5 protein-coding genes are annotated in these 7,336 nt (G+C 73.0%); 4 read left to right on the forward strand and 1 reads right to left on the reverse strand.

All coding sequences use genetic code 11. The features are described from left to right. On the reverse strand, nt 1-1,161 hold a 1,161-nt coding region (locus ACT6S0_RS25210; RefSeq protein ID WP_444766499.1), incomplete at its 3' end, for a sigma-54-dependent transcriptional regulator. A gap of 156 nt (nt 1,162-1,317) precedes the next feature. On the opposite strand from ACT6S0_RS25210, the gene ACT6S0_RS25215 reads away from it, so the two are divergent. The 4 genes from ACT6S0_RS25215 to ACT6S0_RS25230 all read left to right on the forward strand — a co-directional run. Continuing rightward, a complete protein-coding gene (locus ACT6S0_RS25215; protein WP_444766500.1) occupies nt 1,318-3,795 on the forward strand; it encodes an FtsX-like permease family protein in 2,478 nt (825 codons plus the stop codon). A gap of 26 nt (nt 3,796-3,821) precedes the next feature. Beyond that, nucleotides 3,822-5,054 (forward strand): efflux RND transporter periplasmic adaptor subunit, encoded by a 1,233-nt coding sequence (locus tag ACT6S0_RS25220; protein WP_444766501.1) that lies wholly within the window; start codon nt 3,822-3,824, stop codon nt 5,052-5,054. A gap of 3 nt (nt 5,055-5,057) precedes the next feature. After that, the gene (locus tag ACT6S0_RS25225) at nt 5,058-5,741 is read left to right on the forward strand and encodes an ABC transporter ATP-binding protein (protein ID WP_444766502.1); all 684 of its coding nucleotides are present in this window, start codon (nt 5,058-5,060) and stop codon (nt 5,739-5,741) included. 338 nt (nt 5,742-6,079) lie between these two features. Beyond that, nucleotides 6,080-7,336: ligand-binding sensor domain-containing protein (locus ACT6S0_RS25230; RefSeq protein WP_444766503.1), on the forward strand; the 1,257-nt coding region annotated here is incomplete at its 3' end.

The following is a 7,336-nucleotide window of genomic DNA, read 5'->3' on the forward strand; positions in this document are numbered from 1 at the left end:
GTCCAACCCCGGGTCGACCGGCGCCGCCGCGACCGTGTCGGGCAGGCCAAAGTCGGAGAACGTGAGCACCGACCCGCGCGCCAGCAGCGTCGCGCGCTCGCAGGCCTGGCGCAGCTCGCGCACATTGCCTGGCCAGCGGTAGGCGGTGAGCCGCGCCAGCGCATCCGGTGTCAGCTCGACCGGGCGCCTGGCGAACTGCGCCAGGTAGTGCTTCAGCAGCAGCGCGATGTCACCTGCGCCGCGCTCGCGCAGCGGCGGCACGCGCAGCACCACCGTGTTGAGCCGGTAGAGCAAGTCGGGCCGGAAGCGCCGCGCATCGAACAGCTCGGCCTCGGCCACATTGGTGGCGGCCAGCACGCGCACGTCCACCGGCACGGGCCTGTCGCTGCCTAACGGTGTGACCTCGCGGCGCTCCAGCGCGGCCAGCAGCTTGGCCTGTTGCGCCAGCGGCAGGTTGCCGATCTCGTCGAGAAACAGCGTGCCGCCCGCCGCCGCGACAAAGCGGCCGGGGCGCGATTCGCGCGCATCGGTGAAGCTGCCGCGGCGGTGGCCGATGAGGTGGCTCTCCACCAGCGCCTCGGGCAGCGCGCCCATGTCCACGGCCAGCAGCGGGCCGGCCGCGCGAGGCGAGGCGCGGTGCAGCGCGCGGGCCACCAGCTCCTTGCCCACGCCGTTTTCGCCCAGGATCAGCACGCTGGCCTCGCTGGCGCCCACCTGGGCGATCTGGGCGCGCAGTGACTGCATGGGGGCGGAGTCACCCAGCAGTTCGCCCACGGCGGGCGCCGGTGCGCGCCGTGCCAGCGCGGCCTGCACGCAGGCGACGAGCCGCTCGTTGGCCCAGGGCTTGGTGATGAAGTCCACAGCGCCGCCCTTCAGCGCCTGCACGGCCAGCTCGACCTCGGCATAGGCCGTCATGACGACGACGGCCGGCGCGTCGGCCCGCGCGATCACCTCGCGCAGCAGCGCCAGGCCCGCCGTACCGTCGCTGGCACCGGGCGTGAAGTTCATGTCCAGCAGCAGCACGTCGGGGGCGATCTCGTCCAGCGCGGCCGTCAGCTCGGCGGGCGAGTGCCGCACAGCCACCGGGGCCAGCCTGCGCAGCGCCAGCCGCGCGGCCAGCGCCACGTCGGGGTCGTCGTCGAGGATGAGGATGCCGGGCATGGGAGCGCGCGACTCTAAGCGCCGCATGCGGACCCGGGCAAGGCGGTGTCCGGAAGCGGACAGTGCGGGTGTCCGCTTCCGGACGCCTCAGCCGAGGGAAACCCGGTTCGCCCCAGGGAAAAGCGGGCTGGCCCGCCTCTTGCGGAAGACCGGGCCATGAAGCTGCTCCCCTCCTCCCTCTTCTGGCGCGGCGCCTGGCGCCAGCTGCGCGCCGAACCCGGCCCCGCCGCCCTCGTCATCGCGGGGCTGGCCCTGGGCCTGGCCCTCACGCTGCTGACGGCCAGCTTCCCGGAGGACGTGCTGTGGCCCGACGCCGGCCTGCCTCAGCGCGACCGTCTCGTCACCTTCGAGTTCCAGGCCCGCGGCCCGGGCGGCATCCGGACCGAGTGGTTTGGTGAAGTGCCTACCGTGCCGCTGCATGCCGGGCTGCGCGCCAATGGCGCGCCGGTGGCGGAGATGAGCCGGGTGCTGTTCACGCAACTGGCGGCGCGCGCAGGCGATGCGAAAGTCACGCAGCGCAGTACACGGCTCTCCATCGCGCTGGCCGATGCGGATGTGCAGCCCCTGCTTGACTTGCGCCCACTGGCCGGTGACCTGGCCGCGGCGCTGTCCTCGCCCGAGGGCATCGCGCTGAGCGCGCAGGCCGCCGAGAAGCTGTTCGGCACCACGCAGGCGGTGGGCCGCAGCTTCACCATCGCGCTGCCGCCCGATCCCGAGGGCCGCGCGCCGGCCATGCAGTTCACGCTCACCGTCAAGGCCGTGCTGCCCACGCCCAACCCGAACGGCATGCTGGTTTTCGACGCGATTGCCGGCTTCAACGCGCCGGCTGCCAAGGCCTATCTGGCACGCTCGGACAGCTGGTACCAGACCACGGGCCGCCTGTTCGCCCGCCTGCAGCCTGGCGCCCAGGCCGGGCAGCTGACCACGCTGGCGCAGCGCCTGGCCGACCAGCAACCCATCCCGCCCGGTTTCCCGATGGACTTCCTCAAGGGTGGCGGCAGCCCGGCCTATCTGCGCGCCATGCCGGTGGCCGACGTCGGCCTGCACGGCGCCGGCAGCCCGCTGCGGCGCCTGCAGCTTGGCAGCCTGGCGGCGGCCTCGGCCGGTGTGCTGGCCTTGGCCATCATCAATTTCGTCAACCTGTGGAGCGTGCGAACGCTGAAGCGCCAGCGCGAGATCGGCCTGCGCAAGTCCCTGGGCGCCGGCGCGCGGCAATTGGCCCTGCAGTTCTTCGCCGAGGCCGCCGTCGTGGCCGGCATCGCCGGCGCGCTGGGACTGTTGCTGGCCTGGTGGGCGACGCCAGCGGTCGAGGTGCTGATGCAGCTGAAATTTCACGCGCCCGTGCTGGCGCCGGGCATGGTGGCGCTCACGGTGCTGCTGTGTGGATCCATCGCCGCCGTCAGCGCGCTGCCGCTCAGCTTGATCGCCCTGCACGTGCGGCCGGCCGAGTCCCTGGCGGGGCGCAGCCACAGCGAGGGCCGGGCCAGCCGCTGGCTGCGCCGCTTCATGACCACGCTGCAGTTCGGCGCTGCGGCCGTGTTCGCGTCGCTGGCCTTCACCGTGCTGTGGCAGGCCGAGCACACCGCCGACATCCCGCGTGGCTTCGAGACGCAAGACCGCGTGGCCATCGACCTGCCCTGGGAGGCCCAGCCCGAGCAGACGAACGCGCTGCTGGCGCGCATCCGCAGCTGGCCCGAGGTCATCGCCTCCGCCGCCGCCGAGGACGTGCCCGGCCGCGACTTCGCCAGCTGGTACGGCGAGTTCCGCGGTGCCGGTGGCAAGTCGGTGAGCCTGCGCACCGGCGTCGGCTTCACGCCGGGCTATCTGCAGGTCTATGGCATGCGCGTCATCGCCGGGCGCCTGTCGGCCGACCACGTTGCCGAGCAGGCCCAGCAGGCCATCGTGCTGGACCGCAGCGCCGTGCGAGCCCTGGGCTTTGCCAGCCCCGAGGCGGCCGTGGGCCAGCAGCTCGGCACGGCGCCCAATATCGACGACGGCAAACCCGCCACGGTGGTGGCCGTCATCGACGACATCCGCCTCGAAGGCCCGCGCAGCCCGCCGCAGCCGCACGCCATCCGGCCCGTGGTGGAGCGCGGCTATGGCGCCATCGGCGTGCACAGCCGCGACCCGCAGGCCACGCGTGCCAAGCTGGCGGCGCTGGTCAAGGAGCGCTTCCCGGAGGCCGAGGCCATCGCGCTGCCCGTGCGCGACATGCTGCTGCAGAAGGTGGCTGACGACACGCGGCTGGGCCGCGTCATCGGCATCGCCGGCCTGATGGCCCTGGGCCTTGCGGCCGTGGGTATTTATGCACTGGCCGCCTACACCTTGCGCCTGCGCGAGCGCGAGATCGTGCTGCGCAAGCTGCACGGCGCCGGCCCGGGGGCGGTGGCGGGCCTGCTGGCGCGCGAATTCGCCGGTGTGCTGGCCGTGGCCTGCGCCTTGGCCCTGCCTGTCGCGGCCTGGCTGTCGCAGCGCTACCTGGCGGACTTTGTCGAACGCGCGCCGGTGGGGCCGCTCTCGCTCTGGGTGCTGCTGGCCGCCGTCGCCTTGCTGGCCGCCGTGACGGCGCTGGCCGTGGCCCGCCATCTGCATGCGGCGCTCGCACTGCGGCCGCTGCAGGCCTTGCGCGGATGAGCGCTGTGCTGACTTCCGGCGCTGCGATGGACCGTCGCTTGGCCGCGCCGCGCCGCTACGGCCTGCTCGTGCTGGCCGTCGTCGTCGCGCTGGCCCTGGCGGCGGCGCTGCTGCGCTGGTGGCCACGCGGCGTGCCGGTGGCGCGCGCCGATGTGGAGATCGCCGCCGCCAAGACCGGCCCTTTTCGCGACGTCGTCGTCGGCCGCGCCACCGCCCAGCCGCTGCAGTCCGTGCTGCTGGACGCGACCGAGGACGGTCGCGTCGAGCAGGTGCTGGTGAAGGATGGCGAACGTGTCGAGGCCGGCCAGCTGCTCGTGGTGCTGGCCAGCAGCCAGCGGGCGCAGGAGCTGATGGCCCGCTCCAGCGAGGCGGCCCAGCAGCTGGCCAACTTCTCCACGCTGCGCGCCGCGTGGATGCAGGCCCAGGCGGCGCAGCGTCGCGAGCTGACGCAAGGCGAGTACGAACTGGAGCGCGTGCGCCGACTGCACCAGCGCAACCGCGAGCTGGCGGCCACGGGCTTCCTGTCGCCGTCGGCGCTGGAGGACTCGGCTGACAAGCTCAGCATGGCCGAGCGCCTGTTCACCCAACAGCAGGCTGATGGCCGCGAGGAGCTGGCGGTGCGCGAGCAGTCGGTGCAGGCCATGCAGCGCGCCGTGGCCGACCTCAACAAGCGGCTGGATGCGATGCGCACCGCCAGCGAAGGCCTGGCCGTGCGTGCGCCGGTGGCCGGGCGCGTCACCGGCCTGGCGCTGCAGGTCGGCGAGAGCGTGCGCAGCGGCACGCGCATCGCGCGGCTCGACAGCCTGGGCCGCTTCAAGCTGGACCTGCGGCTGGACGAGTTCCACCTCGGCCGCGTGCGCGAGGGGCTGGCCGCCGAGCTGCAGCACGACGGTCGCCGCCACGCGCTGCGCGTCGCCCGCATCGACCCCCAGGTGAAAGACGGCCGCTTCTCGGTCGAACTGACATTCGACGCCGATCCGCCGCCGCTGCAGGTCGGCCAGGGCCTGGACGTGCGCCTGACGCTGGGCGATGCCATGCAGGCCCTGCTGCTGCCCGACGCCGGCTTCTACGCCGACACCGGCGGCGCCTGGGCCTTCGTGCTGGACGCCGATGGCCGCCACGCCCAGCGCCGCCCGCTGCAGCTGGGCCGCCGCGCCGACGGCGTGGTCGAAGTGCTGGGCGGCCTGCAGCCCGGCGAGCAGGTCGTCGTCTCGCCCTACCGCGCCTTTGTCGGCGCCTCTTCAATCCAACTCGACTGAGCCATGTTCAAACTCCGCCACCTCACCAAGACCTTCCACACCGGCGACATCGAGACCACCGCGCTGGACCGCATCGACCTCGACATCGAGGCCGGCGAATACCTCGCCATCACCGGCCCCTCGGGCTGCGGCAAGTCCACGCTGCTGGGCATCCTCGGGCTGCTGGACGCACCGAGCGGTGGCGAATACTGGTTCGACGGCCACAACGTGGCCGGCTGGACCGAAAAGCAGCTCAACACGCTGCGCCGCGGCCGCATCGGCTTCGTGTTCCAGAGCTTCAACCTCATCGACGACCTGAGCGTGGCCGAGAACATTGCGCTGGCCCTGGAGTACGGCGAGCAGCCCGCCCGCGCCCGCCGCGAGCGTGTGGCCGAGGTGATGGAGCGCCTGGGCCTGACCCATCGCGCCGGCCACCGGCCCAGCCAGTTGAGCGGCGGCCCCCAGCAGCGCCCGGCAAAAGCCCGGGCCAACGCGGCGCGGCCGGCGCTGCGGCTGGCCGACGATCCGACGGGCAACCAGGGCCGCGCCCATGGTGCCGAGGTGATGCGCATCCTGCGCGAGCTGAACGCGGAGGGCACGACGCTGGTGATGGTGACCCACTCGCTGGAGCATGCGGCGCAGGCGTCGCGCACGCTCAGGCTGCTGGATGGGCGGGTGGTGGTGGATGCGGTGAGTGCGCTGGCTTGAGGAGCTGACGCGAGCTTCTCGCGTTTGGCGGCTCGGGTTGTCAGGAGACTCGCTCGGCCAGTCTGCCGTCTCGTCGACCCGACCAAACGACGTGCATGAGGCATTTGTCGGAAAGACAGGCATCGGCGTGCGTCAGACCGCCGGGCTGGAAGGGGACGTCCGCGTCGAACGGCCTGCTGGAGGCTCAGCTGCGATGGTGCCAGCAGTGGCCCGCAGCCTCCAGCCGCTTTGATCGTCGCTCTCGCGCCGGCCGTCGTGTGACTTGTTCGCCGACGCAGGCCCCAGCCGCAACGCACCGGGCCTCGCGCCGGCGATCGCCGCCTTTAGGATGCCGGCCCATGCACCCCCTAATTCAAGGCCTGCTCGGCCTGCTGCTGCTTGCCGGTGGGCCTATGGCCCGCGGCGATGCCGGCGTCGGGCCGTTGGAGGTGCAGTTCCGCAGCGTGACGGTGCCGCAGAACTCGGTGCCGGCGATCTCGCAGGACCGGGCCGGGTTCATGTGGATCTCGACGAACAAGGGCCTGACGCGCTACGACGGCTACCGGTTGCGGCTCATCGAGCTGGCTGGCGACACGACGGCAAAGCGCAGCCTGGGCTGGGTGCGCGCGATGGCGCCGGCGGCCGACGGCCGCATGTGGGTAGGGACGGAGTTCCAGGGTCTGGTGGCCTACGACCCCGATCAGGACCGCGTCGAGGCGCATGGCGGCGCCCAGGGCGGCACTGGTCCGCAGGCGCCCATCAGTGCGCTGGCCACCGGCCACGACGGCGCCGTCTGGGTGGGCACCATGGGCCGCGGCCTGTACCGCTACGACCCCGCCGCCAGACGTTTCGACGCCCATGAGCTGGCCTGGCGGGGCCGGCCCGAGGCGCGCGTGCTGGCGCTGCGCGTCGGTGCCGACGGCGTCGTCTGGGCGGGGCACTGGCGCGGCCTGGCGCGCTTCGTCAACGGCGCCTGGGAGAACCTGGCGCTGCCCGAACTACCGAACGGCGTTCCCGTGCAGGCGCTGGCGGAGGACCGCGCCGGCCGCATCTGGCTGGGCACACAGGGCGGGCACCTGGGCGTCGTCGAACAGGGCCGGGTGCGCTGGGTGCAGGCGCTGAGCATGCCGATCAATGCGCTGGCCGAAGACATCGACGGGCGCATGTGGGTGGGCGGCAAGGTGGGCCTGTTCTGGGTCAACCCGGCCAGCGGCGCCATCGAGGCGCGCCTGCGCCGGGACCCGCGCCGCGCGATGGGCTTGGCCGGCAACGACGTCAGCGGCCTGCTGCGCGACCGCAGTGGCGCCATGTGGGTCAGTGGGTACGGGCTGGGCGTGCAGCGCCATCTCAACCACCCCGCCTTGGCCGTGCGCGGCCCTGATGCCGATCTGGCCAGCCCGCTGGCCGAGGCCGATGTGCGCGCCGTGCTGGCGCTGAAGAACGGCGAGGTGCTGGCACCGACGCAGGCCGGCCACATCGCCCGCCTGGACGGCCGGCCGGGCCGCGAGCTGGCGACCCTGGGCGCCTGGCCGCGCGAGCGCCGCAGCGTCGTCGAGATCATGGCCGAGGCGGCCGACGGCAGCGTGTGGATGGCCGCGGCCGGACGACTGGAGCAG

Origin of the sequence: Roseateles sp., assembly GCF_052436255.1 — a bacterium.
In the GTDB taxonomy this organism is placed as follows: Bacteria; Pseudomonadota; Gammaproteobacteria; order Burkholderiales; family Burkholderiaceae_C; genus Pelomonas.